Origin of the sequence: Actinomadura madurae (assembly GCF_047130825.1) — a bacterium.
Lineage (GTDB): Bacteria > Actinomycetota > Actinomycetes > Streptosporangiales > Streptosporangiaceae > Spirillospora > Spirillospora madurae.
Map to the genome: position 1 here is coordinate 1,934,681 of NZ_CP083237.1, position 25,022 is coordinate 1,959,702.

Annotated in this window: 28 protein-coding genes, 4 tRNA genes and 1 pseudogene; 14 read left to right on the forward strand and 19 right to left on the reverse strand. The window is 70.3% G+C overall.

The window, feature by feature from the left end; translation table 11 throughout:
- The first annotated feature begins 53 nt into the window (after positions 1–53).
- From K8Z49_RS09060 to K8Z49_RS09085, 6 genes are all read left to right on the forward strand, one after another.
- Positions 54–1,172 (forward strand): AAA family ATPase, encoded by a 1,119-nt coding sequence (locus tag K8Z49_RS09060; protein ID WP_412518113.1) that lies wholly within the window; start codon positions 54–56, stop codon positions 1,170–1,172.
- 271 nt (positions 1,173–1,443) lie between these two features.
- Entirely contained in the window at positions 1,444–1,785 is a 342-nt protein-coding gene (locus K8Z49_RS09065; protein WP_412518115.1) for a hypothetical protein, read from the forward strand.
- Between the two features lie 343 nt (positions 1,786–2,128).
- Complete coding sequence (locus tag K8Z49_RS09070) at positions 2,129–2,338, forward strand: helix-turn-helix domain-containing protein (RefSeq protein ID WP_412518117.1); 210 nt, start codon at positions 2,129–2,131, stop codon at positions 2,336–2,338.
- Positions 2,335–3,327, forward strand: a complete 993-nt coding sequence (locus K8Z49_RS09075; RefSeq protein ID WP_412518119.1) for a bifunctional DNA primase/polymerase — start codon at positions 2,335–2,337, stop codon at positions 3,325–3,327. Before K8Z49_RS09070 ends, K8Z49_RS09075 begins: the two co-directional genes overlap by 4 nt.
- Positions 3,269–3,496 (forward strand): excisionase, encoded by a 228-nt coding sequence (locus tag K8Z49_RS09080; RefSeq protein WP_412518121.1) that lies wholly within the window; start codon positions 3,269–3,271, stop codon positions 3,494–3,496. The genes K8Z49_RS09075 and K8Z49_RS09080 overlap by 59 nt, the downstream gene beginning before the upstream one ends.
- Positions 3,493–4,692, forward strand: a complete 1,200-nt coding sequence (locus K8Z49_RS09085; RefSeq protein WP_412518123.1) for a tyrosine-type recombinase/integrase — start codon at positions 3,493–3,495, stop codon at positions 4,690–4,692. Before K8Z49_RS09080 ends, K8Z49_RS09085 begins: the two co-directional genes overlap by 4 nt.
- Here the strand turns inward: K8Z49_RS09085 and K8Z49_RS09090 are convergent.
- The 3 genes from K8Z49_RS09090 to K8Z49_RS09100 form a co-directional block, all read right to left on the reverse strand.
- Positions 4,676–5,251, reverse strand: coding sequence for a TIGR02391 family protein (locus K8Z49_RS09090; protein ID WP_412518125.1), 576 nt, complete (start codon positions 5,249–5,251; stop codon positions 4,676–4,678). The genes K8Z49_RS09085 and K8Z49_RS09090 overlap by 17 nt on opposite strands.
- Positions 5,252–5,505: 254 nt before the next feature.
- A tRNA-Val gene (locus K8Z49_RS09095) sits at positions 5,506–5,577 on the reverse strand.
- A 75-nt stretch (positions 5,578–5,652) separates the two neighbouring features.
- On the reverse strand, positions 5,653–6,078 hold the full coding sequence (locus K8Z49_RS09100) for a TIGR02611 family protein (RefSeq protein ID WP_412518127.1): 426 nt from the start codon (positions 6,076–6,078) through the stop codon (positions 5,653–5,655).
- A 276-nt stretch (positions 6,079–6,354) separates the two neighbouring features.
- Here K8Z49_RS09100 and K8Z49_RS09105 point away from each other — a divergent pair, with 276 nt between their 5' ends.
- On the forward strand, positions 6,355–6,768 hold the full coding sequence (locus K8Z49_RS09105; RefSeq protein WP_024934859.1) for an SsgA family sporulation/cell division regulator: 414 nt from the start codon (positions 6,355–6,357) through the stop codon (positions 6,766–6,768).
- Here K8Z49_RS09105 and sthA read toward each other — a convergent pair.
- Positions 6,765–8,168 carry a Si-specific NAD(P)(+) transhydrogenase gene (sthA, locus tag K8Z49_RS09110; RefSeq protein WP_412518129.1) on the reverse strand — a complete coding sequence of 468 codons (1,404 nt, stop codon included), beginning with the start codon at positions 8,166–8,168 and terminating at the stop codon, positions 6,765–6,767. The genes K8Z49_RS09105 and sthA overlap by 4 nt on opposite strands.
- Before the next feature lie 53 nt (positions 8,169–8,221).
- Positions 8,222–8,827: a TetR/AcrR family transcriptional regulator gene (locus K8Z49_RS09115; protein WP_412518131.1), complete on the reverse strand. Its 606-nt coding sequence runs from the start codon at positions 8,825–8,827 to the stop codon at positions 8,222–8,224.
- Positions 8,828–8,936: 109 nt separating this feature from the next.
- Here K8Z49_RS09115 and K8Z49_RS09120 point away from each other — a divergent pair, with 109 nt between their 5' ends.
- Together K8Z49_RS09120 and ppgK are read left to right on the forward strand one after the other, a co-directional pair.
- Complete coding sequence (locus tag K8Z49_RS09120) at positions 8,937–9,257, forward strand: DMT family transporter (RefSeq protein WP_021598702.1); 321 nt, start codon at positions 8,937–8,939, stop codon at positions 9,255–9,257.
- A 28-nt stretch (positions 9,258–9,285) separates the two neighbouring features.
- On the forward strand, positions 9,286–10,116 hold the full coding sequence (ppgK, locus tag K8Z49_RS09125) for a polyphosphate--glucose phosphotransferase (RefSeq protein WP_083597793.1): 831 nt from the start codon (positions 9,286–9,288) through the stop codon (positions 10,114–10,116).
- Here ppgK and K8Z49_RS09130 read toward each other — a convergent pair.
- The 9 genes from K8Z49_RS09130 to K8Z49_RS09170 all read right to left on the reverse strand — a co-directional run bounded on the left by K8Z49_RS09130 (position 10,113) and on the right by K8Z49_RS09170 (position 20,898).
- Positions 10,113–12,836, reverse strand: coding sequence for an alpha-mannosidase (locus tag K8Z49_RS09130; RefSeq protein ID WP_412518134.1), 2,724 nt, complete (start codon positions 12,834–12,836; stop codon positions 10,113–10,115). The two genes, ppgK and K8Z49_RS09130, sit on opposite strands and share 4 nt — an antisense overlap.
- Positions 12,827–14,023, reverse strand: coding sequence for a CehA/McbA family metallohydrolase (locus tag K8Z49_RS09135; RefSeq protein WP_412518136.1), 1,197 nt, complete (start codon positions 14,021–14,023; stop codon positions 12,827–12,829). Before K8Z49_RS09135 ends, K8Z49_RS09130 begins: the two co-directional genes overlap by 10 nt.
- Positions 14,020–15,144 (reverse strand): ABC transporter ATP-binding protein, encoded by a 1,125-nt coding sequence (locus tag K8Z49_RS09140; RefSeq protein ID WP_412518138.1) that lies wholly within the window; start codon positions 15,142–15,144, stop codon positions 14,020–14,022. Before K8Z49_RS09140 ends, K8Z49_RS09135 begins: the two co-directional genes overlap by 4 nt.
- The gene (locus K8Z49_RS09145; protein ID WP_021592832.1) at positions 15,144–15,971 is read right to left on the reverse strand and encodes a carbohydrate ABC transporter permease; all 828 of its coding nucleotides are present in this window, start codon (positions 15,969–15,971) and stop codon (positions 15,144–15,146) included. The genes K8Z49_RS09140 and K8Z49_RS09145 overlap by 1 nt, the downstream gene beginning before the upstream one ends.
- On the reverse strand, positions 15,968–16,912 hold the full coding sequence (locus K8Z49_RS09150) for a carbohydrate ABC transporter permease (RefSeq protein WP_021592833.1): 945 nt from the start codon (positions 16,910–16,912) through the stop codon (positions 15,968–15,970). The genes K8Z49_RS09145 and K8Z49_RS09150 overlap by 4 nt, the downstream gene beginning before the upstream one ends.
- The gene (locus K8Z49_RS09155; protein WP_244938606.1) at positions 16,884–18,311 is read right to left on the reverse strand and encodes an extracellular solute-binding protein; all 1,428 of its coding nucleotides are present in this window, start codon (positions 18,309–18,311) and stop codon (positions 16,884–16,886) included. The genes K8Z49_RS09150 and K8Z49_RS09155 overlap by 29 nt, the downstream gene beginning before the upstream one ends.
- 82 nt (positions 18,312–18,393) lie before the next feature.
- A complete protein-coding gene (locus K8Z49_RS09160) occupies positions 18,394–19,230 on the reverse strand; it encodes an aminotransferase class IV (RefSeq protein WP_412518141.1) in 837 nt (278 codons plus the stop codon).
- Complete coding sequence (locus K8Z49_RS09165) at positions 19,181–20,197, reverse strand: chorismate-binding protein (protein WP_412518143.1); 1,017 nt, start codon at positions 20,195–20,197, stop codon at positions 19,181–19,183. Before K8Z49_RS09165 ends, K8Z49_RS09160 begins: the two co-directional genes overlap by 50 nt.
- Positions 20,194–20,898 (reverse strand): ArsR/SmtB family transcription factor, encoded by a 705-nt coding sequence (locus K8Z49_RS09170; protein WP_075021926.1) that lies wholly within the window; start codon positions 20,896–20,898, stop codon positions 20,194–20,196. The genes K8Z49_RS09165 and K8Z49_RS09170 overlap by 4 nt, the downstream gene beginning before the upstream one ends.
- Positions 20,899–21,024: 126 nt before the next feature.
- On the opposite strand from K8Z49_RS09170, the gene K8Z49_RS09175 reads away from it, so the two are divergent.
- The 3 genes from K8Z49_RS09175 (at position 21,025) to K8Z49_RS09185 (ending at position 21,313) form a co-directional block, all read left to right on the forward strand.
- Positions 21,025–21,096, forward strand: a tRNA-Gly gene (locus K8Z49_RS09175).
- Positions 21,097–21,136: 40 nt separating this feature from the next.
- A tRNA-Cys gene (locus K8Z49_RS09180) sits at positions 21,137–21,207 on the forward strand.
- A gap of 31 nt (positions 21,208–21,238) precedes the next feature.
- Positions 21,239–21,313 (forward strand) — tRNA-Val (locus tag K8Z49_RS09185).
- A gap of 50 nt (positions 21,314–21,363) precedes the next feature.
- On the opposite strand, the gene K8Z49_RS09190 is transcribed toward K8Z49_RS09185, so the two are convergent.
- The 3 genes from K8Z49_RS09190 to K8Z49_RS09200 all read right to left on the reverse strand — a co-directional run bounded on the left by K8Z49_RS09190 (position 21,364) and on the right by K8Z49_RS09200 (position 22,581).
- Complete coding sequence (locus tag K8Z49_RS09190) at positions 21,364–21,591, reverse strand: hypothetical protein (RefSeq protein ID WP_412518145.1); 228 nt, start codon at positions 21,589–21,591, stop codon at positions 21,364–21,366.
- A 192-nt stretch (positions 21,592–21,783) separates the two neighbouring features.
- Entirely contained in the window at positions 21,784–22,299 is a 516-nt protein-coding gene (locus K8Z49_RS09195) for a hypothetical protein (protein ID WP_412518147.1), read from the reverse strand.
- 72 nt (positions 22,300–22,371) lie between these two features.
- Positions 22,372–22,581 carry a hypothetical protein gene (locus K8Z49_RS09200; protein ID WP_143118536.1) on the reverse strand — a complete coding sequence of 70 codons (210 nt, stop codon included), beginning with the start codon at positions 22,579–22,581 and terminating at the stop codon, positions 22,372–22,374.
- 111 nt (positions 22,582–22,692) lie between these two features.
- On the opposite strand from K8Z49_RS09200, the gene K8Z49_RS09205 reads away from it, so the two are divergent.
- Positions 22,693–23,055, forward strand: a complete 363-nt coding sequence (locus K8Z49_RS09205) for a hypothetical protein (protein ID WP_412518149.1) — start codon at positions 22,693–22,695, stop codon at positions 23,053–23,055.
- A gap of 233 nt (positions 23,056–23,288) precedes the next feature.
- Here the strand turns inward: K8Z49_RS09205 and K8Z49_RS09210 are convergent, their stop codons facing one another.
- The gene (locus tag K8Z49_RS09210; protein WP_412518151.1) at positions 23,289–23,555 is read right to left on the reverse strand and encodes a histone-like nucleoid-structuring protein Lsr2; all 267 of its coding nucleotides are present in this window, start codon (positions 23,553–23,555) and stop codon (positions 23,289–23,291) included.
- Between the two features lie 221 nt (positions 23,556–23,776).
- On the opposite strand from K8Z49_RS09210, the pseudogene K8Z49_RS09215 reads away from it, so the two are divergent.
- Positions 23,777–23,980, forward strand: a pseudogene (locus K8Z49_RS09215) (NUDIX domain-containing protein); the annotation flags it as partial.
- Positions 23,981–24,270: 290 nt separating this feature from the next.
- On the opposite strand, the gene K8Z49_RS09220 reads toward K8Z49_RS09215, so the two are convergent.
- Positions 24,271–24,987, reverse strand: a complete 717-nt coding sequence (locus tag K8Z49_RS09220) for a GntR family transcriptional regulator (protein WP_412518153.1) — start codon at positions 24,985–24,987, stop codon at positions 24,271–24,273.
- Between the last annotated feature and the right edge of the window lie 35 nt (positions 24,988–25,022).

Genomic DNA, 25,022 nt, shown 5'->3' on the forward strand with positions numbered 1-25,022 from the left:
GTCGCGGACCGGCCCGGCCGGTTCCGCCCCGTGCCAAGGAAGGACTGTCTGTCTTGGCTGACTCCACCCGCACCAACGGGCACCGCCGCCCGCCCGGACCGTCCGCGCTGCTGTCCGGCGCGGCGATGCCGGACGGACCGGCGGACGGTCCACCACCCGACCCCGGACCAGTCCCCGGACCGAACCTCGGACCGTCCGCCGATCTGTCGGCCGCTCGTCCGAGCGGACCGTCCCGGCGTATCGCATGGACGGCCGCCGAACTGCTGTCGGCCGAGTTCCCGCCGCCCCGCTGGGCCGTCCCCGGTGTGCTGGCCGAAGGTGTGAACCTACTGGCCGGTCCGCCCAAGGTCGGCAAGTCCTGGCTCGCCCTGGCGCTGGCCGTCGCGGTCGCCACCGGCGGCAAGGCACTCGGTGCCATCGAGGTGGACGCCGGACCGGTGCTGTACCTGGCACTAGAGGACACCGGCCGCCGCCTGCAATCGCGCCTGTCCAAGGTGCTGGCCGACCGCGACGTCTGGCCGGACGCGCTGTCGTTCGCTATCGAGTGGCCCGCGCTCACCAGTGGCGGTGATGCCCAGTTGGCCGCATGGCTGGAGGACCACCCGTCTGCGCGACTGGTGATCGTGGACGTGTTCGCCAAGGTGCGCGGCACCGTGGCGCCCGGCATGTCGGCCTATGACGCCGACTACCTGTCCATGAGCCGGATTAAGGCGGTAGCCGACCACTACGGCGTCGCGGTCGTGCTGATCCACCACACCCGCAAGATGACCAGTGACGACTTCCTCACCGACGTGTCGGGAACCAACGGGCTGGCCGGTGCCGCTGACGCCACCCTCGTGTTGCGCCGCACCCGCGGCGAGGCGGACGGCGTGCTTCACGTGGTCGGCCGGGACGTCGATGAAGCCCAGTACGCCATGGCGTTCCGCCCCGACCTGGGCACCTGGCAGATGCTCGACAAACCCGCCGGCGAACTGGGCATCTCCGATACCGCCGCGACGATCCTGGCGCACCTGCGCAGCAACGAGGGGGAAGGGCCCAAGCAGATCAGCGACGGTACCGGCCTGAGCTACAGCCTGGTCAAGAAGACCGTCGCCCGGATGGCGGACAAGGGCCAGCTCGACACCGACGGGCGAGGCCGCTACTTCGCCCCCACCGACGGGCAGGCCGCATGAACGCCCGTCGCGTGAGGCCGCGCCCGACGCGTCGGGCCCCGTGGGGGTCCAAAGCTGTCCCCGCTGTCCCCGTGTCCCCGCCCCAGGTCACCGGCCGGTTTTCCGGAGACACCCCGCAACCGGCCCTGTCCCCGCTGTCCCCCTCCCCGTCTTCAACCGCCCCATTGATCGGAGTGACGTGATGATGAACCGCGCCACTGGCGCCGCGCGCTCAGCGCACCGGGACCAGTACAACGCCGCTGCCAACGACGCCCGCCGCTGTCTGACCGCCTTGACCGCACACGGTGGCCGCACCGCCCGCCCGGCCGACCCGTGGGTCTCCCGCCAGCTGGCGAACCTGCGCACCGCGCTGCTGTCCGGGCGCGGCCAAATGTGCCCGCACATCGGCACCGCGCCCCGCGTGATCCACTCCGCCGTGTGGGCGCCCGGCCGCCTGGTCTGCTCCGGCTGCGTGTCCACCCTCACCCCCGACCCGACCGAAGACGCCGTCTGCGACCGGTGCCGCCGCACCGCCGACCCGATCCACCCGACCGTCGCCCAGTCCGGGCCGCTGCTGCTGACGTTCGGGCTGTGCGGCCCGTGCCTGACGCGCACCGGACGGGCCGTCGCATGACCGCTAGCGCTAGCGGCCCCCACCGCTAGCGCTAGCAGCCCCGCTAGCGGCTCATCCGGCGTTGACCAGCGCACTAGCAGCTAGCAGCCGTCCCGCCACACCCCGCGAAAACCGCTCGAAACGCCGGTTCCGACCCCCCGCCGGGCGCCACTAGAAGCGGCGCAACCGGGGCTACCCGTAGCCGCCCGACCCGCTATCCGTAGACCCCCCTCGTAGACCCCAGACCGGCACCTGACCTCGCACGTAGCGCGTAGACCCCCTGACCGTCCGAGCGGCCCCGGCGGACTCACCGCCAAGCAACCCCGCCGGGGCCGCACCCCTCTACCGAGAGGCATCACCCATCATGACCGCTGAGTCCCTGCCCATCCCGGCAACCTTGCGACTGTTCAAGGTCGAAGAGGCCATGACCCTGCTGGCGCTCTCGCGAAGCGTCATCTTTGAGGAACTGCGCGCCGGGCGGCTGCGGTCGGTCACCGTCGGCCGTGCCCGCCGCATCCCCGGTACCGCCATCGCCGAGTACATCGCCCTGTTGGAGAGCGAGGCGGCGGCATGAGCGTCCCGCACCCCCTGGCGCTGCTGTCGGCCGCGCTCGACTACGCCGCGCGCGGCTGGCACGTCTTCCCGCTGCAACGCCCCGACACCAAGAAGCCCCCGGTGGCCGACTGGGAGAACCGCGCCACCACCGACCCGGCCCGTATCCGCCGCTGCTGGTCCGCCGGGCCGTACAACCTCGGCATCGCATGCGGCCCGTCCGGTCTGCTCGTCATCGACCTGGACACCCCCAAACCCGGTGAGCGCCCGCCGGCGCCCTGGGACAGTGAGCCCGGCATCAGCGACGGCGCCGACGTGTTCGCCGCGCTGTGCGAGCGAGCCAGACAGCCCTTCCCCACCGACACGTACACCGTGGCCACTCCGTCAGGCGGGTTGCACCTGTACTTCGTCCCGCCGCCCGGACTGGCGCCGACGCTGCGCAACACCACCGGCCGTCACCGCACCGGCCTGGGATGGCTGATCGACACGCGCGGCGGCGGCGGGTACGTCCTCGCCCCGCCCAGCACCGTGCAGGGCAGCCCCTACCGTGTGGTGACCGACGTCCCCCCGGCCCCACTTCCCGAGTGGCTGTCAGGGCTTCTGAGCGCCCGCCGCGCCGTCTCCTCCCCTGGAGTGCATCCCCAACCCGCCGGGCGCGTCAGTGACGCTTCTGCCTACGTCCGGGCTGCACTCCAGGGGGAGGGACAGCGTGTCCGGGCCGCCGCGCCCGGTGGCCGCAACCACGCACTCAACAAAGCCGCCTACAACCTCGGACGCCTCGTCGGTGCGGGCGTGCTGCCGGAAGGGATCGCCTTCACCACTCTCCATGACGCCGCCACCGCCCACTTCGGCACCGGCCCCAACGCCGTGACGCCCGGCGAGGCATTCGGCACCATCCGATCCGGCCTGGCTGCCGGGATCCGCAACCCCCGCCCACTCCCCGGAAGGCAGCATGATGACCACCCCGCTCTACCCGCCGCAATGGTGGATCACCGTTCCAGAGATCTGTGAAGCCTTGCGCATCACCCCGCGCGAGCTGACCAACTGGGCCAGCCGCGGACACGCACCCGCCGCCGAAACCTGCCCCGACGGCGTTCAGCGCATCCACCGCACCCAATACAACGCCTGGCTCGACTCCATGACCGAAGACACCCCGGAAAGCGAGGACACCCAACGATGACCAACGGCGACGACGCAAAGCGCCGACCGCGCGGTGACGGCGGGCTCCGCTGGAGCGAAAAGCGCCAACGGTGGATCGCAGAAGTCACCATCGGCTACACGCCGCAGGGAAAGCGCATCGTCCGTTCGGCCAGCGACAGAAGCAAAAGCCGGGCGCTCAAGAAGCTTCACGAGAAGCTACGCGACCGCGCCGACGGACTACCGAGTGAAGACGGCAAATACACGGTCGCTCAAGCCGTCGAGAACTGGCTCGACTACGGGCTAAGCGGACGGGATGCCAGTACCGTCACGACGAAGCGCATTCTCGCTAATAAGCACATCGTTCCGGAGTTGGGCGCTCGCAAACTCCGCGAGTTGTCCGCTGACGACGTTGACACTTGGCTGAACCGGAAAGCCAAGGAGGTCAGCACCCGAACCCTGCAAGAACTACGCTCCATCCTCAAACGCTCGGTGGCACGCGCGCAAGCACGAGACAAGGTGAAGCGAAACGTCGTCCTGCTGTGCGAGCTTCCTAATGGCCGCCCCGGCCGCCCTTCCAAGTCACTGACCCTCGAACAGGCCGAGTCGGTGTTGGACGCCGCTGAGACCGCGCGGCCATGGCTTCGCGCCTACGTCGTTCTGTCGCTGTTGACCGGCGCCCGGACGGAGGAACTCCGCGGGCTCACCTGGCCGCACGTCGTGGCGTACGACGAAGGCCTCCAAGAGTGGCGCCCGGTGGCCGCCGGCCGCTGGGAGCACGAAGAGTTCGCCATGCACGTCTGGCGCTCCGTCCGCAGAGGTGGCGACACCAAAACAGCTAAGTCCCGCCGAACACTCAAACTTCCTCGGCGCTGCGTGGCCGCCCTCCAGGATCTCTGGGAGATGACGCAACCGGACCGACGCAGCGGCCTCGTGTTTGCCACGCGTACCGGCGGACAACTCAGCGCGGGAAACGTCCGCCGGGAGTTCCGCCGGGTAGTCACGCGCGCGGACCTCACGGCGTCCGAGTGGACTCCGCGGGAGATGCGGCACAGTTTCGTTTCGCTGCTATCCGACAGCGGCGTTCCCCTAGAACACATCTCTCGTCTGGTTGGTCATAACGGAACGACGGTCACAGAGAAAGTTTACCGCCAGCAGATCCGCCCCGTAATAGAGGAAGGAGCTATCGCAATGGATGGCATCTTTCCTCCACGACCGGTCCTCAAAGACGACGCATGAGAGCGCTTGCGAGCGCAAGGTACTCCAACGCCTCTTCCGCTGTATCAGGCACCGGGCCGCCATGGGAACGAGGGTTGCGCACCCCGAGCATGGCGCCAGCAAACAAGCGATGGAAACCTTCTCGCTCATCTTCGCCATTGCGGCCAGGGAGGCGGGCAACGTCAATTAGTGGAGCTTTGGGGCTGAACACCTTGTTCATCAAAGGTGCACCAGAGTCCGACAGGCCGGTCCTCACTTGCACTTCGTGTTCCACGGCCTGAAATGCAGCTTGCACAGCCTTACTGAAGTGGCCATCAGCAAAAAGCGCCCCGGCAGCCGCCGACACCTTCGGATGCAAGCCCGAAATCGCGACCTGTCGGGGCGCAACTGGCGGCTTCACCTTCGCCGATTCCACTCGGGCTTCTATGTGGTACATGTAGTCAGGGAAGCCAGCAGGGTTGTGGTAGATAGCTTCAAGGACTCGAAAAGCCTGCTTCTTGCCATTAGGAAGAGTCTTTTCGATCAAGTCGCCTTCCTCGACATCTTCATCGATCCCGAGGATGATTTTGCCCTGCTGCACGAGCCCGGAGACCTCAAACCTGCGCTCGCCGCTAGCCTCCTGCCGGATCAGCGTGAGTCCCTCTGTCTCGTGACCCAGGAGACGACCATGTCCGTGCGATGCAAGAGGCATAAAGAGCACCTGCCTGGGGGTATCGGGGAGGACTGGCGACCCGTCCCCGGCCAGACGGATCCCCGGTTGCCTAGTCCGTCAGTTAGTCAGTCATCAACGCTGACAAGCCACTTCCGAGTACCGAAAGTGGCTCCTGACCTGGGTGGGCGATACTGGGTTCGAACCAGTGACCTCTTCGGTGTGAACGAAGCGCTCTCCCACTGAGCTAATCGCCCTGGCGGCCGCGGCGGGCCGACGTCGAAAACTCTAGCGCATGTTGGGGAGCGGATGCGCATCGGTTTGGTGGGGGGTCAGGTCCAGAAGGTGGGGTCTTCGATGTTCCAGGGGAGGGTCAGGCCGTAGACGACCAGGTAGGCGGCCAGGGCGCCGGCGGCCAGGACGGCGCCCAGGGCGCCGAGGATGGTGTTGCGGCGGCGGGTGCGGGGGTCGAGGGCCTTTTCCTTGGCGCGGTCCGCGGCGGTCTTGGCGCGGTGGAGGGCGCGCTGGGCCCACGCGAACTCGGTGGCGAGGATGGCGAGGCCGATGACGATGCCGAGGAGGCCGGGGCCGGGGGTGACCATCATCACCAGGCCGCCGGCGAGGACGGCGGCGCCGACGGCGAAGACGCCGGCGCGCCAGGCGGTGTTCAGGAGCGGGTTGCGCCGGACGCGCTCCCGGAAGCGGTGGAACAGGCCCGGCTCCTCCGGCGGGGCCTCCATTTCATGATCTATTGCCACGGCTTTACCTTACGGGAGCCGAAGGGGGCGTGGGGAGCCCCAAAGCGCGTGCGGGACGGGCGTCGGGGGGCGGGGGGCGTGTGCGAAAGATCCGCTTTTGCCCAGGTCAGACGCGGGTTTTGCTACGGTGAGATGGATCACAAACGCCGGGGACGCCGGAATGTTCGGCTGAGATCAGGCAGTTAGGCGTCATAGATCGCGGGGATGTCCGTGAGAGGGAGAACCACTCATCGGCGTACCCGCGAGTCCGCGGGACCGACGTAAGAGGGAATGGCCATGAACAGCAGTACGACCGTCTCAGCAGAGCTGGGCCTTCGTCTCGTCGTCCCCGACCGCACGACCGTTCCTCTGCTCGCGGGGCTGGAGTACGCGGCCGACGACCCGTACGCGATCCGCATGGCCTTCTACGTGGGCGACGACGAGCCGGTGGAGTGGATCTTCGCCCGGGAGCTCCTCACGGTCGGCATCGTGCGCAAGGTCGGGGACGGGGACGTCGAGGTCTGGCCGGCCGATGACGAGGGTTCACTCAACATCGCGCTGTCGTCGCCGTTCGGCGACGCGTTGTTCGAGGTGCCGTTGTCGCCGCTGGCGGATTTCCTCCACCGGACGTACCAGGCGGTGCCGGCGGGGGAAGAGACCGAGTTCATCGACATCGACGCCGAGCTGGAGAACCTGCTCTGGCCGTCCTAGCCGGACAGGCGGGCGATGTGGCGCATCTTGTTCATCGCGTCCAGGGCTGCGACCTTGTAGGACTCGGCGAGGGTGGGGTAGTTGAAGACGGCGTTGACCAAGTAGTCGATGGTGCCTCCGCAGCCCATGACCGTCTGGCCGATGTGGACGAGCTCGGTGGCGCCGGTGCCGAAGACGTGGACGCCGAGGAGGCGGCGGTCGTCGGGTGAGACGAGGAGTTTCAGCATTCCGTAGGAGTCCCCGATGATCTGGCCGCGGGCGAGCTCGCGGTAGCGGGAGACGCCCACCTCGAAGGGGACCTTGGCCTCGGTCAGCTCGTCCTCGGTGCGGCCGACGAAGCTGATCTCAGGGATGGTGTAGATGCCGATCGGCTGCGTCTCGTGGATCTCCGAGACGGGCTCGCCGCACGCGTGGTGGGCGGCGAGGCGGCCCTGCTCCATCGAGGTGGCCGCCAGGGACGGGAAGCCGATCACGTCCCCGACCGCGTAGATGTGCGGGACCTCGGTGCGGTAGTCGTCGTCGACCTTGATCCGGCCGCGGCGGTCCGCGGCGAGGCCGGCCGCGTCCAGGCTCAGGTCGCCGGTCATGCCGTGCCGCCCGGCCGAGTACATGACGGTGTCGGCGGGGATGCGCTTGCCGCTCTCCAGGACGGTGATCGCGCCGTGCGCCATCCGCTCGACGGACGCGACGCTCTCCCGGAACCGGAAGGTGACGGCGAGGTCGCGCAGGTGGTACTTGAGCGCCTCGACGATCTCCAGGTCGCAGAAGTCCAGCATCCGCTCGCGCCGCTCGACCACGGTGACCTTGGTGCCGAGGGCGGCGAACATCGAGGCGTACTCGATGCCGATCACGCCTGCGCCGACGACGACCATGGTCTCCGGGATGCGGTCCATGTTGATGATGCCGTCGGAGTCGATGATCGTCCGGTCGTCGAAGTCGACGGTGTAGGGGCGGGCCGGGCGGGTGCCGGTGGCGATCACGATGCGGTCGGCGGTGACCTTCTGCTCGCGGTCGCCGGCGCCCGTGATGCCGATGGTGTGGGGCTCCAGGAAGCGTCCCGTGCCGGGCATGACCGAGACGTGGTTGCGGGCGAGCTGGCTGCGGACGACGTCGGTCTCCCGGCCGATGACGTGCTGGGTGCGCATGCCGAGGTCGGCGACCGTGATCTCGTCCTTGACCCGGTAGCTCTGCCCGTAGAGCTCGCGCTGGTTGAGGCCGGTGAGGTACAGCACGGCCTCGCGCATGGTCTTGGACGGGATCGTCCCGGTGTTGATGCAGACGCCGCCGATCATGTCGCGGCGGTCCACGATGCCGACCTTGCGGCCGAGCTTGGCGGCGGCGATGGCCGCGCGCTGCCCGCCGGGTCCCGACCCGAGCACGAGAAGATCGAAGTCAGTCACTCCCTCAGTCTGACGGCCCGCCGCCGTTCCGATAAAGGGTTTCGCCGGACAGATCAGGAATCATCCGGCGTGAGGAGGCCCGTGGCGAGCGCGTCCAGGCCGACCTTGACGCGGTCGAGGGGCATGCCGCGCGTGCGGCGCTGGTACAGGAAGAGGTTCGCGGCCAGCGGGGCGAGGAGCGCGTCGGCGAGGTAGGCGGCGTCGGCGGCCGGGCGGATCCGCCCGATGAGCATCGCCAGGTGCATGTGGTAGAGGGCGTAGGAGCCGTCCCGGAACCGGGCGTCGGGCGGGTCGGACTCGGCCATGGCCAGCAGGTCGGCCTGGGCGTCGGTGCGGTCGGCCAGCGCGTGCAGGAAGGCGCGGAGGCGGTCGGCGGGGGCCGCGCCGGGGCCGAGCGGCGGCGGGCCGTGCAGGAAGGCGGTCTGGAAGTCGCGCTCGCGGTCGTCGATCACGGCGTAGACGAGGCGGGCCCGGTCGCCGAAGCGCCGGTACACGGTGCCGACGCCGACGCCGGCCTCGCGCGCCACCTCGTCCATGGAGACCGCCTCGGGCCCGCGGGCCTCGATGAGGCGGGCGGCGGCGCGCAGGATGCGGCGCCGGTTGAGCGCGGCGTCCGCGCGCTCGGCGGGCGGGCTGCCGACGACGGGCAGCTGTCTCATCGCGTCCCCCTCTCGGCACAGTACGGCAGCGTAACGGAGTTGTATCCGGAGATTTCTCCAGTTAACCTCACTAAGCGGAAACTTCTCCTATTAGCGCCCGGAGGACGGGATGGCGTGGGTGTTCTTGCTGGTCGCCGGGATGATGGAGCTGGTGTGGGCGGCGGCCCTGAAGGAATCGGACGGCATGACGAGGCTGTGGCCGACCGTGATCGGGCTCTCGGTGGCGCTGCTCAGCGTCGTCGTGCTGTCGGTGTCCCTGCGGACCCTGCCGGTCGGCACCGCCTACGCGGTCTTCGTCGGGCTGGGAGCGGCCGGCGTGGCGGCCGTCGGCATGGTCGCGTTCGGGGAGAGCACGGCGCCCGCCCGGCTGCTGTTCCTCGCCCTCATCCTGGTCGGCGTGGCCGGCCTCCAGCTCACGGAGGGCTCTTAGCCCGGCGGGGATCGGGCACAGTGGAGGCATGGCAAGGGAGATGCTGGGGATCGACATCGGCGGGTCGGGGATCAAGGGCGCGCCGGTGGACCTGTCGACCGGCGAGTTCACCCGGGAGCGGTTCCGGATGGCGACGCCGCAGCCGTCCAGGCCGAAGCCTGTCGCGAAGGTCCTCGCCGAGATCGTGGACCATTTCGGGTGGGACGGTCCCGTCGGCGTCACCTATCCCGGCGTGGTGATCGACGGCGTGGCGCTGTCGGCGGCGAACGTGTCCAAGCGCTGGATCGGGCTGGACGCGGCGTCGCTGATCGCGAAGGCGACCGGGCGGGAGATCACGCTGCTCAACGACGCGGACGCGGCGGGCATCGCGGAGATGCGGCTCGGCGCCGGGCGCGGCAGGAGCGGCACCGTCGTCCTGCTCACGCTGGGGACGGGCATCGGCAGCGCGCTGTTCACCGACGGCGTCCTCGTCCCGAACACCGAGTTCGGGCACATCCAGATCAAGGGGAAGGACGCCGAGGTCCGCGCGTCGGCGAAGGCGCGCACCGACCGCGGTCTCAGCTGGGAGCAGTGGGCGAGGCGGCTCGGCACGTACATGCGTCACCTGGAGGCGCTGATCTCCCCCTCCCTGATCATCGTGGGCGGTGGGGTGAGCCGGCGGTCGGAGCACTTCGTGCCGCTGATCGAGGGCGTCCGGGCGGAGATCGTCCCGGCGCGGCTGGTGAACAACGCCGGCATCGTCGGCGCGGCCATGGCGGCCGCCGCCGCGCACCCGGCGGAGACCGCCCCGGCCCGGGTGCGGGCGGTCGGCGGCACCGGTGCGCAGCGGCGGCGCGGGACGGCGAAGGCCGCGCGCTAGGACGCCCGGAGCCGGACGGTCGCGATCTCCCAGGGCCGCAGCGCCAGGGCGGCCGTACCGTCGTGCACGTCGAGCGGGACGCCGGGCCGTCCGCGCAGGTCGACGCGGGTGCCCTCGGTGAAGTCCCCGTGCAGGACGGCGGTGGTGGGCTCCGCGCACTGGGCGACCATGCGCGTCTCGATCCAGCCGTCGCGGGTGCGGAGCGAGGTCATGACGACACCGTCGCCCGTGATCGCGATCCCTTCCCGGGAGGCCGGGGCGGGCGCGGTGGCGTGGCCGTAACCGGGGGCGGTGAGCAGGTCGTGGCGGTGGGTCTCGGCCGCCCGGAGCACATCGGCGCCGGGCCGTTCGCCGGTGTAGGGCATGACCGCCAGGCCGACCGTCCGCTCGCCCCGGCACTGCGCCCCGGGGGTCGGGAGCTGCGGCCCGGCCGGCTGGTCGCGGTAGGCGTTGCGGTCCCGGGACAGGTAGCCGATGGAGCGCAGCAGGGTGAGGGCCATCTCGCGCCCGCCGCCGGTGACCTCGTACTCGGTGGCGTGCTCCAGCAGGACGGCGAGGCCGCCCGCGGCGACGAACCCGGACGCGGGGAACGTCGGCACGGGCCGCTCCCCGAACCCGCCCTCGGCCGTCAGCCCCCGCTCGGTGATCGCGAACTGCCCTTCGGCGAAGGACGTGTCCGCCTGGCGCGGCAGGGGCAGGTGCAGCCGGACGCGATGGTCGTCGCAGCGGTTGTCGAACGTGACGCGGAGCCGCAGGAACGGCTCGCCCGCGCGCAGCTCGGCCCGGGTGGTGACGGTGACGTCCTCCGTGGCCTCGGAGCGGGCGTCGCCCGGCACGTCGCCGGAGGCGGGCCAGCTGTACGTCCGGACGATGTCGAGCGCGGCGACGAGCGGTCCCTCGGAGACCGGGCGGACGGCCACCGTCCCCGGGTCGCCGATGATCGTGTCGGCGGCGGGCGGAGCGTGGTTGTAGGAGTCGCCGAGGTCGCCGCCGTCCACGATCCGCCCGACGCCCTCGACGACGTGGCCGGACGGCGTGCGCAGCACGAGGTTGCCGTCGTCGCGCACTTCGGCGCGCAGAAGGCCGTTGTCGAGGATGTTCCCCTCGGCCCGCACCGGCCCTTCCGCGGGCCCCGCCGGGGGAACCGGCCGGACGGTGGTCAGCCCCAGCGCGGGCACGTCGACGAGTGCGGCGACGGTGCGGCGCGGGTCCGCCAGGATCCGGACGCGCCACTCCCCGTCCGCGCCGCGCAGCGCCTCCCGGACGTCGCCGATGTCGAACGGGACGCCGGCGCGCGCCGTCACGTGGAAGGTGAGCGTGCGGTCCTCCCGGGACACCGACCAGTCGCGGATCTCCTGCCCGAACAGCACCCGCCCGTACACCCGCTCCAGCAGGATCGGCAGCGCGGAGGCTGGGTGGACGGCGTCGTCCAGGACGGTCGGCGCGACGTCGAGCGTCTGGACGGGCACCGGCCGCCCGTCGCCCGTCACCAGCCCGGGTTCCCCGTCGCACGGGACGTCCAGGACGACCAGGCCCGTCCGGGCGGCCGGGGTGGGGTTGAACACCAGGTGGGAGCCGAGCGGCACCGCGGCGGCCCGCTCGGCGGTGACGAGGTCGCAGACGGCCCGCCCGAGCTGCTCGGCCTCGGCCATGTGCGCGGCGACCTGCTCGGCGGTCTCGTCGCTGCCGCAGCCGGTGACCGAGTCGTGGCAGCTCGCCTCGATGAGGCGCCGCCAGGCCAGGTCGAGGAAGCGCTGCGCGTCCCCGGAGTACCAGAGCGCGGCGAGCGGCTCGGCGTACCGCTCCACGAGGCGCTCGGCGCGTCCCATCATCTGCTTGAGCCGGACGCGTGCGGAGAGCACGCCGGGCAGGATGTTCGCGCGGGCGTGCGACCGCAGCTCGCCCCGGATGCGCGGGAGGCCGTCGACGGACGGCTCCTCCCCCGCGAAGTAGCCGGCGAGGGTGTCCAGCCGCATGCCGAGCCCGGCGGAGGCGACCCGGTCGGCGAGGTCGGGGGCGGGCGCGGTGTGATCGGCCCCGTACATGGCCAGCAGCGGGCCTCCGTCGGGGTACCAGCGGCCCATCGACTCGGCGAAGCCTGCGGCGCGCCCCGGAAGCAGCGACGCGCCGTTCCCGAACTCCTCGAACATGGACGCGGCGTTCCCGTAGCCGCCCTCGGGGAGGTACTGGGTGCGGATCGCCGTCCCGTCCGGGGCCTCCCAGGCGAACGCGCGGGTCCGGACCCGGTCGGGGACTCCGCGCCACAGGCACGCGTGCTCGATCCCCGCGAGCCGCAGGATCTGCGGCGTCTGCGCGCAGTGCCCGAACTGGTCGGGCAGGTAGCCGACCATCATGGCTGCGCCCAGCTCCTCCGCGCGCCGCATGCCGAGCTCCAGGTTCCGGACGATGTTCTCCCCCGAGCACAGGAACTCGTCGTGCAGGATCTGCCAGGGCCCGACGGCGAGCCGGCCCTCCCGGACGAGCGCGGCCAGCCGCTCCCGCCGTTCGGGGCGGATGTCCAGGTAGTCGTCCACCGCCGCCATCTGCCCGTCCAGCGTGAAGTGCCAGCGGGGATCGGCCTCCATCCCGTCGATGACGCCGTCGAGCAGCGACACCAGCCGGAGCCGGAACCGCTGGAACGGCAGGTACCACTCGCGGTCCCAGTGGGTGTGGGGGACGACGACGATCTCGGGACGCTCTTCCGGCCTGCCTACCCGCACAGTGCGATCACCTCGTTCTCGTGGGTCTCCAGGCGGTGCATGCCCGGATGGTCCGCGGGGACCCGGACGCGGTCGCCGCGGACGGCGGCGCGCCGCCCGTCCGGGCGGACGAGCACGGTCCCGTCCGCGCCGATCGCGACCAGCTCCCCGCCGTCGCGCAGCAGGACGGGCGCGTCCGGCGCGGCGGACACCGACGTCCGGCCGGCCGCGAGCCCGCCCAGCACGTCCTCGCCCTCGGCCAGGACCCAGGTGACGGGCTCGCCGAGGGTCTTGTGCTGCGCCGGGTCGTGGAAGTCGCTGCCGCCGAGCGGGACCACGCCCTCGGGCCGCCACACGTCGGCCCAGGCCAGCGGGGCGCCCCAGCGCCGGTCCCACCAGGACGAGTGCCAGATCTCGGCGAACCGCGGCCGGTCGGCCGCGGGCAGCGGGCGGCGCCAGGCGCAGTCGCCGCTGAGCGGGTGGTTGATCGACATGAGCCCGCCGCGGGCGCGGGCGAACGCGGCCCAGTCGGCGCTCGGCCGCCGGAAGTCGACCCAGCCGGTGGGGCCGAACACGTTGGCGTGCCCGAGGTCGGTGGTGACCTCCTGGCCCGGCAGCAGCAGGACGCCCGCGTGCGCCCCGGCCGCGGCCAGCTCCGGATGGTGGCTGACGGTGTTGTGGTCGGTCACCGCCAGGAAGTCCAGCCCGCGGGACGCGGCGAGGCACGCCAGCTCGTGGACGGTGAGCGTGCCGTCGCTGTGGACGGTGTGCGAGTGCAGGTCGCCCGCGAGCCACCGGAACCCGTCCGGGGCGGGCAGACCGCGGCGCGGCGGACGCTCGGGCCGCGGCGGTGGTGGATCGTCCGACCGCCGCGGTGACGCCCCAGAGGTCGTGATGGTGACCTCGTAGGGAACGCCGTCAGGTGGTATCCGGTGCAGGCCGAGCCAGACGTGCCATGTGCCCGGTTCGAGCTCCCCAGGGATGTAGCCGGGCGTCGCCCACTCCGCACCCACCGTGTACCGGCGGCGCGCCCCGCCGGACCAGCCGCGGAACCCCTCGGGGCCATGGCAGCCGAGGTCGATGACACCGCCGTCGTGGGAGAGTTCGACCGTGACCGACGCCGTGCCCGAGGGGACGTCGAAAGGGAGTGCGCGCAACCCCTGTTCGAGACGGTCCTCCAGGCTCCAGCGTCCGCGGTGCACGGTCATCCGGCTCCCCCGTCCTTCGCCAAGGGCGCATCCGCCCGCCCGGTCCCGGCGCCGCCCGTCACCAGCTCGCCGTCGCGGTAGAGCAGGACGCGCCCGGGACGGGGACGCGCCCACCCCTCGGCGTAGGGCCGCGTTTCGAACCCCTCCCCCACGACGACCCGCACGGACTCGCCGTCCACGTCCAGGGTCACGAGCGAAGAGCCGCCGAGGTTCTCCACGACGGAGACCCTCCCGCCGAGTGCGGCGTCCTCCGGCTCGGTGCTGAAATCCATATATTCGGGACGTACCCCGTACACGACCTCCTCCCCGTCCCGCACCAGCCCGCGCGCCTCGTCCGGGAGGGGCAGCTCCGTGCCGCCGACGGCGACGAGCCCGTTCCGGACCGTCCCCGGCAGCAGGTTCATGGGCGTCGAGCCGATGAACGAGGCCACGAAGAGGTTGGCCGGACGCCGGAACACCTCGGCCGGGGTCCCGATCTGCCGGATCACGCCCTTCTCCATCACCGCGATCCGGTCGGCGAGCGCCAGGGCCTCCGCCTGGTCGTGCGTGACGAAGACGGTGGTGACGGCGAACCGGTACTGGAACCGCTTGAGGAACGTGCGGGCCTCCAGCCGGAGCCGGGCGTCCAGGTTCGACAGGGGCTCGTCCAGCAGGAGGACGTCCGGGTTCGCCACCAGGGCCCGGGCCAGCGCGACCCGCTGCTGCTGGCCCCCGGACAGCTCCCCGGGCCGCCGGTGGGTCAGCTCCTTCAGGCCGAGCTGCCCGATCGCGTCGGCGGCGCGCCGGTACCGTTCGGCGCGGCCCATCTTCGCGATGCGCAGCGGGTAGGCGACGTTGTCCCTGACGGTCATGTGCGGGAACAGCGCGTAGTCCTGGAACACCATGCCGACGCCGCGCCGTCCCGGCTGGAGCCGCGTCACGTCCCGGTCGCCGATGCCGATCGTGCCGCGCGTCGCCGCCTCCAGGCCCGCGATGGTGCGGAGCAGCGTCGTCTTGCCGCAGCCGGACGGTCCGAGCAGCGCGAAGAACTCGCCGTCCGCCACGTCGAGGTCGAGGGCGTCCAGCGCCAGGACGCCCCCCGGGTAGACCTTCGTCAGCTTCTGGATGGTGATGCCCGGCATCAGCGCTTGATCCCTCCGTGGAAGCGGAACCCGTACCGGCGGCTCACGAACAGGTACATGAGCACCACCGGCAGGGAGTACAGCAGCGAGAAGGTGGAGATCAAGGCCAGGTCCGGCTGGCCGCCCTCGGTGTAGAACGTGTACATGATCACCGAGGCGGGCGCCTTGTCCGGATCGCGCAGCAGCAGGAACGGCATCAGGAAGTCGCCCCAGACCTGCGCGACCGTCCACACCGTGACGGTGGCGAGGCCCGGCCGGATGACCGGGACGACCACGTGCCGCAGGATCTGCAGCGGCGACGCCCCGAACACCCGCGCGGCCTCCTCGTAGGACGTGGGCGTCGCGTCGGTGAAGTCCTTCAGCAGGAAGATCGCCGCCGGGAGCAGCCCGCCGGTCAGCACCAGGACCACGCCCAGCCGCGAGTCGATCAGGTGCAGGTTGAAGGCCAGCAGGAAGACCGGCACCATCGCCGCGGTGCCGGTGATGATGGACGACAGCAGGAGCAGGACGTAGAGGAGCACGTCCCGCCCGGGCACCCGGACCCGGCTCAGCGCGTACGCGGCGAGCGCCGCGGACGTGACGACGAGCGCGGCCGTCCCGGCCGCCAGCAGCACCGAGTTGCGCAGCGAGGCCAGCGCGTACGGGTTGTCCATCAGGACCTGGAAGTTGTGCAGGGTGAACTCGGGCACCGACGCCGCGATGCCCGGGTTCGCGTCGAACGGCGCGAACGCCAGCCAGAGCAGCGGGAGCGCGAAGAACCCGAGGACGGCCGAGACGAACGTGGCCAGCCCGAGCCTGCGGAGCACCTCCCGGACGGTCTCGTTCACGCGGCGGCCTCCTTCGTCCCGCGGGCGCGCAGGGCCCGCAGGTAGACCAGCGCGATCACCAGGTTGATCAGGATCATCAGCAGCGAGACGGCGGCGCCGAAGCCGAGCCGGCCGTCGCCGAGCGCCGTCCGGTACACGTACACCGACATGATCTCCGAGCGCCCGTCCGGGCCGCCGGCGGTGATCAGGAACGGGGTGAAGTCGTTGAACGTCCACAGGCTGATCAGCAGCAGGCTCGTCAGGACGTGCCCGCGGATGCGCGGGAGGACCGCGTCCCGCAGCGTCTGCCAGGTGGAGGCGCCCGCGAGCCGCGCCGTCTCCAGATGGGACGGCGGGACGGTCCCGATCGCCGCGCCGTAGAGCATCATCGAGAACGCGGTGCCGCGCCAGACGTTGAACACGATGACGCACGCCATCGGATGGTCGAGCAGCCACGCCGTGCCCGGCGTCCCGAGCAGGGCGTTGAGGGTGCCGCCGTCGCGGTCGAGCAGCGCGATCCAGAGGAACGCGATGACCGAGGACGGCAGGATCCACGCGAGCAGGACCAGGCCCTCGACCAGCCGCCTGACCAGGCCTGACCGGTCGCGCATGACCCACGCGATCGCGAACCCGAGGACGGTCTGGCCGATCACCGCCGAGCCGAGCACGAACTGGAGCGTCAGCCAGAGCGACCGGTGGAAGTCCCCGTCGCCGAGTGCCTCCCGGTAGTTGGCGGTCCCGGTCACCTGCGGCTCGCTGGCCGCGATGCCGGTGAGCCGGTAGTCGGTCGCGCCCAGGTAGAGCGTCCAGAGCGCCGGGAAGACGAGGAACACCGCGATGAGCACCAGCGCGGGCGCGACGAACGCGGCGGCGCGTCCCCTGCCCAGCCCGGCCGCGTCGTCCCCGGCGGACGGCGCGGCCGGGACCGTGACGTCAGCGCGGGGCGACGTGGGCGGCGCCACCGACGATCCCTTCGAGCTTCCTGGCGTACTCGGCGGCGGCCTGGTCCGGGCTCTTGCCCGACACCACGGCGGCGGTGGCCTCCTGCAGAGCCGTCGACACCTGCGGATACACGGCGAGACCCGGGCGGTAGGACGTGACCGGGAGCACCTTCTCCGACACGAACCTCAGGAACGGGTCGCCCGCGAGAATCTCCGTGTTGACGTCCGTCCGGGACGTGATCTCGGGCGTGCCGGCCGTCCGCGCCTTCACCATCTCCGGCGAGTTCATGAACGCCAGCAGCTCGAACGCCTGCTGCGGGTACTCGGTGTTCGGGTTCAGGACGGTGACCGATCCGCCCGACATGCTCACGAACGACTGCCCGCGCACGCCCTTGCCCGGCGAGACGGCGGGGATCAGCGCGTAGCCGACGTCCTGGTCGCGGGTCCTCATCTTCGCGACGCCGGTCTTCGGGTTGAGGACGTCCCGCCAGAAGTAGTCGCCCTCGAACAGGATTCCGATCTTGCCCGCGGCGAACTCCTCGAACGACTTGTCGCGTCCCTTGGCCTCCTGCTGGAGCTTGGGATCGCCGAGTCCCTCGGCGCCGTAGATCTGCGCGTACAGGCCGAGGACCTGCTTGACGGCCTGGCCGCCGCTCGTCCACTTGCCGTCCGCGTAGATCTCGGCGCCGGCGCCGGCGAGCAGGGGCAGCGCGCCCTGCATGCTGGTCGCCTCGCCCATGGCGGTGCCCGCGTTCAGCTGGACGGGGGTCACGCCGGGGACCTTCTTCAGCGCGCGGCCCGCCGCGAGGACGTCCTGCCAGGTCTTCGGCTGCCAGCCGGCCGGCAGCCCGGCCTGCGCGAACAGCTTCTTGTTGAAGAAGATCAGGCGTCCGTCGGTCTGCGGCGGCACTCCGTAGCGCTTGCCATCGAACATCGCCAGCTTCTGGACCGATCCAGGGATCTGCGTCCAGCCCTCCCAGGCGTCCGCCGGGGAGCCCACGACCTCCGGCAGCGGCGCGATGTAGCCGGCCTGGGCGAACTCGCCGACCCAGATGCCGTCGATGTCCATGATGTCGGCGCCCGACCGGGACTTCAGGTCGAGGGCGAGCTTCGTCTTGTAGGCCTCGTCGTCCACGCCCTGGCCGCGGAAGGTCACCTTCGCGGTGACGCCCTTGGCCTTCTGCGCCGCGACGAACCCCGGGATCACCGTCCTGGTGATCCACTCGGCCTCTTCGGTGTTCTTGCCGCCCTCGATCGCGTTGCGGGTGATGGTCAGGGAGAAGCTCTTGGCGTCCTTGCCCCGGTCGGGATCCGTCGGGGATCCGCCGCCGCCGCACCCGGCGAGCACCGCGCCCGCCATGACGAGCGCGGCCGCCGCGCCGATCCGCCTCCTGGAGAAGCCCCTACTGGAGAAGACCATGGGTGACCTCCTACAAGCGTCACCCTCGAACGTGAACGAAGAAATCGATCACGTAAAGGCCCTGGAGATCATTTTCTCCGGCTCAGGGGTCCATCAGCTCCGCGGAGCGGGCGGCGAACGCCTCCACGGCCTTGGCGGTGATCGGGCCGGGGGCCGCCGGGAGGACCGTCCCGTCCACGGCCCGGATCGGCTGGACGTCCCGGGTCGTGGACGTCAGGAACGCCTCCTCCGCCCGGTACAGGTCGTCCAGCGCGAGGTCCTCCTCCTCGCCGCCGCACCACTCCAGCGTCAGCGCCCGCGTCACCCCGGCCAGGCAGCCGGACGACAGCGGCGGCGTGAGCAGCCGGCCGCCGAGGACGACGAAGATGTTGCTGCCCGTCCCCTCGCACAGGTTCCCGGCGAGGTTGCCGAAGATCGCCTCGCCCCCGCCGCGCTCGCCGGCGTAGGCGAGGGCCAGGGCGTTCTCCGCGTAGGACGTGGTCTTCAGGCCGCACAGCGCGCCGCGCTCGTTGCGCGGCCACGGCACGACGGTCACGTCCGCCGTCGCCGGGAACGGCGCCTGCGGCCCGGCGATGATCGACACGGTCGGCCCCTCGTCGCCCCGGTTCGAGCCGAGCGGGCCGGGCCCGCTGGTGTAGGTGATGCGGATGCGGGCCAGCGGCCACTTCGGCGCGGCGGCGAGGACCTCCAGGGTGCCCTGGGCGAGGGCGTCCTGGTCGGGTTCGGGCAGGCCCAGCCCGGCCGCCGAGCGGGCCAGCCGCGCCAGATGCCGGGTCAGCGCGAACGGCACCCCGTTCGTCGCCTTCACCGTCTCGAAGACCCCGTCCCCGACGAGCATCCCGTGGTCGAAGACCGACACCGTCGCCCGTTCAGGGTCGACCAGTTCCCCGTTCAGCCAGATCCTGGCCTGCGCCGTCACCGGAAGCCACCTCCAATAGCCGAGCCGCCTTCAGCTCGGTCTCGCGCCATTCGCGGAGCGGGTCGGACCCCCACGTGATGCCCGCGCCCGTGCCGAACCGCAGCAGGCCGCCGTCCGCCCAGAAAGTCCGGATGCCCACCGCGAGGGCACCGCGCCGGGAGTCCGCGTCCACCCAGCCGATGGCCCCACAGTACGGCCCCCGCGGGACGGGTTCGAGCTCTTCGAGCAGGGTCAGCGCGCTCGACTTCGGGGCACCCGTCACCGAACCGGGAGGAAACGTCGCGGCGAGCAGCTCGGGCCAGCCGCCTCCGGCGAGCCGCGCCCGGACCGTCGACACCAGGTGGACGAGCCCCGGGTGCTCCTCCAGCTCGCACAGCCCCGGCACGGTCACCGAGCCGGTCTCGGCGACCCTGCCCAGATCGTTCCGGACGAGGTCGACGATCATCACGTTCTCGGCGCGGTCCTTGGGCAGCAGGTCGTCCGCCGTCCGTCCGGTCCCCTTGATCGGACGGGACTCGACCACGTCCCCGTCCCGGCTCAGATACAGCTCGGGCGAGGCGGAGGCGACCTCGAGGCCGGGCAGTTTCAGCGTCATGGCGTAGGGCGCCGGATGCCCGGCCGCGAGCCGGGCTCCCAACCCGGTGATGTCGGCCCTTCGCGGCAGCTCCGCCGACATCACCCGGCACAGGTTCGCCTGGTAGACCACCCCGTCCGCAATGGCCTCGCGGATGCGTTCGACCCCTGCGACGTAGGCGGCCTGGTCCAGGGAAGTGCTCCACTCCCCCGTCCCCGCCCACACACCCCCAGGGTGCGGCGCGGGCCGCACCGTCTCGAACCGGGCGCACGTGGCCTTCCCCTCATAGGTCAGCACCACCGCCCACCAGCCCGCCGAGTCCAGCGCCGCCGGATCGGTGGTGACGTCGGCGAGACCGGTGGCCAGCAGGCCTCCGGCGTACGCGAAGCTCACCCCAGCACGCACCCGAACGAATCCGCGAGGCCCGCCAGGCCCGCCTCCGTCACGGCCAGCGCCCGCCGCGTCGGCCCCCGCTCGAACCAGCCCAGCTCGATCATCCGCTCGGTCAGCGCCGCCCCCAACGCCCCGTTCAGATGCGGCCGCCGCTCCGTCCAGTCCAGGCAGTGCCAGGCGAACCTGCGCCGCCCCCGCCGCAGCGCCGCCAGGTCCAGGCCCAGCACCGCCAGCCGGTCCTCGCCCTTCTCGGTCACCTCGTAGGCGTCGCCGCCGGCCGGCTCGATCAGGCCGCCGTCGACCAGCGCCGCGAACAGCGTCACCCCCGCGACGCCCGCCAGGTGGTCGTAGCACGTCCGCGCCTCGTGCAGCCGCCGCGCGTCCCGCGACTGCCGCAGGCTCCGCACCCGCACCGGCGGGCTGATCCGCGACAGCGCCTCGATCACCTGCGCCACCTCGCTGCCCCGCAACCGGTAGTACCGGTGCCGCCCCTGCTTGACGACCGTGACGAACCCGCCGTCCAGCAGCCGGGCCAGATGCGCGCTCGCCGTCTGCGCGCTCACCCCCGCCGTCCGCGCCAGCTCCCCCGCCGCGAGCGGCCGCCCGTCGAGCAGCGCGGTCAGCATCGCGGCCCGCGCCCGATCCGCGAGCAGCGCCGCCACCGGCGCGAAATCGACACTCACGACCTGTTCGGAGCCCATGCCACCGACCCTAAGCGACCCGTCCTTCGACCCGCGCCGAAGCATCCGCGACGCGGCCCGCCGGGAAACCGGTTTGGGGAACGGCCCCGGACGCGCTAATGTTTCCTCCGTCGCCGCAGGGCGCACGCGGAAGTGGCTCAGGGGTAGAGCATCACCTTGCCAAGGTGAGGGTCGCGGGTTCAAATCCCGTCTTCCGCTCTGAGGGGCCTTTCCGGCTATGACTCAGAGGTCTCCTTCTGGTGGAGTGGCCGAGAGGCGAGGCAACGGCCTGCAAAGCCGTGTACACGGGTTCAAATCCCGTCTCCACCTCAACCCGTACCTCCCCCGGAGGCCGCGGAACGGGCGATTAGCTCAGTGGGAGAGCGCTACCTTGACACGGTAGAGGCCACTGGTTCAATCCCAGTATCGCCCACCACGCGTCAGCGCAGGTCAGAGGCCCTGCTTGTGTTGTTGACGAGCGAGGCCTCAGGCCTGGTTGGGCGATATCTGGGCGATGATCTTCTCGCCCGTCGCCTCGGCCTGGTGCCTCGTCTGCAGTTTACCGATGAGTCTGTCCGTCTGTGGCAGGGCCGCGATGAGCCGGTCCCGCTCGTCGGATCGCAGGGCCAGCAGTGAGGTCTCCCACCGCCGCTGCAGCGCCCGCAGGACCTGTTCCCTCATCGGCGGCGTCACATGTTCGTAGACGTCGGTCATCCCGGGCAGCATGGGCCACATCGGGAATGCCATCTTCAGCGAGCCAGGTTCGCTGGGTGTGCCGCCCCTCGTGGAAGGTGAAGCCCCGCAGGATCGGTGGACGGCGCGTGCCCGGGTCAGGGTGTTCGGGATCGCCATCCCAGGCCGGCCGCTTGACGCGGCGGGTGAGGATCGCGGTGGCGCGTTTGCCGGTCAGGGTAATGGGCTCGTCAGCAGCGAACAGCGGAATGCGGGCTTGTTCCAGCTCGTGTTCGATCTTGGTGCCGTAAAGGTGCGGCGAGAGATCCGGTCGATCGATTCGCACACCACCGCGTCGAAGCGCCGGTCGGGTCGGGTGGCTTCGGCGAGCAGGTCCTGGATGCCGCCGTCGCGGGGTATGGGGATGTGGAAGCGGGTGTGGGCGGTGCCGCGCCCGCGGTCTTCGAGGTTCTTGCGGCCCGATTCGATGCCGTAGAAGTGGGCGACCATGAGTGCCCCGGCTGGCAGTGCCTGGCGGCTGTTATCCAACTGCCGGGGCAGCGACAGGGTGGGATCCCGCATGTCGTCGGTGGAGGTACGCCCGCACCAGGCCACCCGCAGCCCATCGAATGGATCGACCAGGCTGGCCGCCTGTGTGGTACCCCGTCCTGGACGAGAAGTGATCGTGATGGGTTCTTCGGAAAAGCGCGCTCCGCCCGGGTAGGGCGTCCCGTCGATGTGTGCACTCATTACACGACTCCTGAGTGCGGTACGACGGCGCCCCGCGCATGCTGCCGCCTGACCGCAGGGCTACTGGGGTATTCAGGTGGTGTCGGTGTTTTCGTCGGCCGCCCACTGCAGGAGATCGCGGATGATCAGGACCTGCGCCCTTCGGAGGGCAGCGCCTTCCTGGCCACCGACGCTGAGGATCTCCACATGCACCTCCAGCGGTTCGCCACGATCAGAACTGCCCTCGCCGCTCTGGGCAGGGCGGGAAGAGCGCGGGCCAGAGCAGCCAAGGCGGCCGGTCATGACTGACTTCCCGCGGCTGAGCACGCCACGGCCAGGCCCCAGGACGGCGCCCGAAGGGAACCCCTCTCGCCAGCGCCGCCCGGGGGGCGATCAACGCTCGCCTGGTCCACCGTGGTCAAGGCAACATGCTGGGCATGGGGTCGGATCAAGGCCGACGACACCGCAGTACGCAGCAGACGCGCCACCTCCGCGACCCCCGTCAACCCCGCGCTCGCCGAAAACAACTCGCTCGCCTATCTGACCTCCCGGCGCGTCACCGCCGGACCACCATCCCGCTGGGAAGTCGGAGCCATCGGCCACGGCCCCCGCGGCACCGAACTCGCCGAACGCACCACCCAGCACATCCGCGCCTGGAACGCTGCCCCAGACGCCCAGCCGCACATAACCATCCATCCCGCCGACACACCCGACGAGCACCTTCCCGCCGGACTGCACATCATCAAACACGACAGCCGCATGGTGTTCACCTGGTAGACCAGGCCCGCCGGCCTTGCAGCGGGAACAAGGCAAGACGATCGGGTGGTTTCGGCGACATCTATCAGCAACGTTTCTCGATGAGTGCCGCCTACGCCCGTCCCCGCAGCCGTTACTTGTCGATGAGATCGAGCCGCAATCGCGAAATTTACCGCAGAGAGCAGGCGCGGTGCAGCGAGCGCGAGCAGATGAGTCCCGAAGGCAGCCCATCTCGGAATTAGCCGGAGCTGAAGCTAGTGCGCAGCCTCGTACTGCTCAATCACGTTAAGCGGAATGCGGCCACGATCGCTGACCTTGATGCCGTGGTTCTTCGCCCACTCGCGGATCTCAGCGAAGCGTTCACGGCCGCTAGCGCCCTTGTGGGATGAAGCCTTTCCGCGCCGAGTTCCCTTGAGCCGGCGACCACTCTCCATGTAAGCGTGCAAGCTGCTCCGCAGTTTGCTCACGTTCTTCTCGTTCAAGTCGATTTCGTACTCTCTGCCGTCCACGGCGAACGACAAGATTCCGCACCCTACACAGAAAAGCAGAATTTCACTCGACGGACCGTCGACGCCAGTGGCGGTCCTACCACTGGACGCCATGCTCTGCGGGATTGCCCGTTGCCGGACACCTAAACCGGAATGAGGACTCCGCATATACGGTGAAGTCATTATGGGCCAGGACCTCTTGCACGCGGTTTGTCTGGAGGATGCTGGCGCCAACCAATACAGGTGGAACGATCATGAGTCGCCGTTACCACTACTTCGATGATCCGGCCGCACCGCAGGCGAACAGTCTCGTCCCCTCGGTGAACGTCGCGGTGACCAACCACGCGAGCGAGCTCCTGTTGATCCGCCGCACCGACAACGGCAACTGGGCGCTCCCAGGAGGCGCGATCGACCTCGGCGAGTCCGTCACCCAGGCCGCCGTCCGAGAGACCCGCGAAGTATCACAGCGTCCCGGTAAACGCCGTCGAACTCCAGGAAAACTCGTTTGCCACGGCGATCCTCGTGCGCGGAGAAAATCTTGCGATATTCGAAGACGGCTCCCGGGAAGTAGGCGACGGCGCTGCCACTTCACGGGAAGCTCAGCGAAAAATTGACCTTCGACCTGACCTGCCGGCCATCGTTGAACAAACTACGGATCACTCGGATTCCTCACAGAGCGAACTGCCAACGGCGGCGCGCCGTCGCCGTTGGCAGTTCGTTGCGAAGCAACGATCCACGCTGCAAACGATCAGCGGTTGTTGTCGCCGTCGTTCGACCGCAGTTGGTCGAAGTCGGCCGCCACCCACTCCGGTCGAATGTGCTCGGCGAACCCGCGGCGTATCGCGCGTCGGTCTCCGGACTCCAGGGTGGTGAGCAGGAGCCGGTGCCCCATGGCGATCTCTCTCAGATCTCCGAGTCTGCGGTGCTCCAGCGTCATGAACAGCCTCATCTGGTTCTGCCACGACGACCAGATCCCGATCAGAACCTGGTTGTCCGATGCCTCGTAGATGGCGCGGTGCACCGCCAGGTGCGCTTCCACGCCACCTTTGTAGTCATGCTCCGCAGCGGCACGCTCGAGCGACTCGACCGCCGCGACCAGGTTGTCGTGAACAGGCCCCTCGCGCAAGCGGCGCAGCCCCGCGAACGCGGCGAACGGCTCCAGGACGGTGCGCAACTCTTCGATCTCCGTGATCGTATCGACGCCGACTTCCGCCACGAACGATCCGCGATACGCCTCGCGCTGGACAAGGCCCTCCTCCTCCAGACGGAGCAACGCCTCGCGAAGAGGCCCACGTCCGATGGCCAGGCCATCTGCCAACTGAATCTCACGCAAGGGCGTGCCCTGCTTCAGAACACCCGAGAGGATCGCCTCTCTAAGAATCACGACAGCCTCGTCCGCCTGTGTTGTCTGCGGAATCTGCGGAAGACTCACCATTGTTTTTGTTCCCTCATCGACTGTCGACATTTAACCATAGGCAGGTGGGTGATCCCTTCGACGGG

What these genes read in the sequence shown, in the direction of transcription:
- K8Z49_RS09170 (WP_075021926.1), bottom strand. Translation starts at nt 20,898, where the DNA reads ATGGGCTCCGAACAGGTCGTGAGTGTCGATTTCGCGCCGGTGGCGGCG.
- K8Z49_RS09155 (WP_244938606.1), bottom strand. Translation starts at nt 18,311, where the DNA reads ATGGTCTTCTCCAGTAGGGGCTTCTCCAGGAGGCGGATCGGCGCGGCG.
- K8Z49_RS09190 (WP_412518145.1), bottom strand. Translation starts at nt 21,591, where the DNA reads ATGACCGACGTCTACGAACATGTGACGCCGCCGATGAGGGAACAGGTC.
- K8Z49_RS09135 (WP_412518136.1), bottom strand. Translation starts at nt 14,023, where the DNA reads ATGACCGTGCACCGCGGACGCTGGAGCCTGGAGGACCGTCTCGAACAG.
- K8Z49_RS09115 (WP_412518131.1), bottom strand. Translation starts at nt 8,827, where the DNA reads ATGAGACAGCTGCCCGTCGTCGGCAGCCCGCCCGCCGAGCGCGCGGAC.
- K8Z49_RS09070 (WP_412518117.1), top strand. Translation starts at nt 2,129, where the DNA reads ATGACCGCTGAGTCCCTGCCCATCCCGGCAACCTTGCGACTGTTCAAG.
- K8Z49_RS09105 (WP_024934859.1), top strand. Translation starts at nt 6,355, where the DNA reads ATGAACAGCAGTACGACCGTCTCAGCAGAGCTGGGCCTTCGTCTCGTC.
- K8Z49_RS09195 (WP_412518147.1), bottom strand. Translation starts at nt 22,299, where the DNA reads ATGAGTGCACACATCGACGGGACGCCCTACCCGGGCGGAGCGCGCTTT.
- K8Z49_RS09080 (WP_412518121.1), top strand. Translation starts at nt 3,269, where the DNA reads ATGATGACCACCCCGCTCTACCCGCCGCAATGGTGGATCACCGTTCCA.
- K8Z49_RS09140 (WP_412518138.1), bottom strand. Translation starts at nt 15,144, where the DNA reads ATGCCGGGCATCACCATCCAGAAGCTGACGAAGGTCTACCCGGGGGGC.
- K8Z49_RS09120 (WP_021598702.1), top strand. Translation starts at nt 8,937, where the DNA reads ATGGCGTGGGTGTTCTTGCTGGTCGCCGGGATGATGGAGCTGGTGTGG.
- K8Z49_RS09200 (WP_143118536.1), bottom strand. Translation starts at nt 22,581, where the DNA reads ATGACCGGCCGCCTTGGCTGCTCTGGCCCGCGCTCTTCCCGCCCTGCC.
- K8Z49_RS09220 (WP_412518153.1), bottom strand. Translation starts at nt 24,987, where the DNA reads ATGTCGACAGTCGATGAGGGAACAAAAACAATGGTGAGTCTTCCGCAG.
- K8Z49_RS09085 (WP_412518123.1), top strand. Translation starts at nt 3,493, where the DNA reads ATGACCAACGGCGACGACGCAAAGCGCCGACCGCGCGGTGACGGCGGG.
- ppgK (WP_083597793.1), top strand. Translation starts at nt 9,286, where the DNA reads ATGGCAAGGGAGATGCTGGGGATCGACATCGGCGGGTCGGGGATCAAG.
- K8Z49_RS09075 (WP_412518119.1), top strand. Translation starts at nt 2,335, where the DNA reads ATGAGCGTCCCGCACCCCCTGGCGCTGCTGTCGGCCGCGCTCGACTAC.